The following is a 285-nucleotide window of genomic DNA, read 5'->3' as shown; positions in this document are numbered from 1 at the left end:
CTTGGATTAATTCAAGTTTTTTTTGAGGTTTAATTAAAAAAGGAATATATTTGCATCCTCAAAAACGGCCTCGTGGCGCAACTGAATAGCGCATCTGATTACGGCTCAGAAGGTTACAGGTTTGAATCCTGTCGAGGTCACAAAAAAGCTCACATAAGTGAGCTTTTTTTATACTATCTCTGCACTTAAACCTGCATCTAACAACATAGAGCATCTAGGCTCCAACTCTTCGTAAGCTCCTGTTTTTACTGTACATTTACCTTTATAGTGTACAATTATGGAACA

General features: G+C 37.2%; 1 protein-coding gene and 1 tRNA gene. One reads left to right on the top strand and one right to left on the bottom strand.

The window, feature by feature from the left end:
- Window positions 1-66 precede the first annotated feature (66 nt).
- A tRNA-Arg gene (locus tag KI686_RS16540) sits at window positions 67-140 on the top strand.
- Between the two features lie 28 nt (window positions 141-168).
- Here the strand turns inward: KI686_RS16540 and KI686_RS16535 are convergent.
- Window positions 169-285: ATP-dependent Clp protease adaptor ClpS (locus tag KI686_RS16535; protein ID WP_237590407.1), on the bottom strand; the 117-nt coding region annotated here is incomplete at its 5' end.

This window comes from Polaribacter sargassicola, assembly GCF_021991835.1.
Taxonomy (GTDB): Bacteria; Bacteroidota; Bacteroidia; order Flavobacteriales; family Flavobacteriaceae; genus Polaribacter; species Polaribacter sargassicola.
This window is presented reverse-complemented; position numbering and strand designations above follow the sequence as displayed.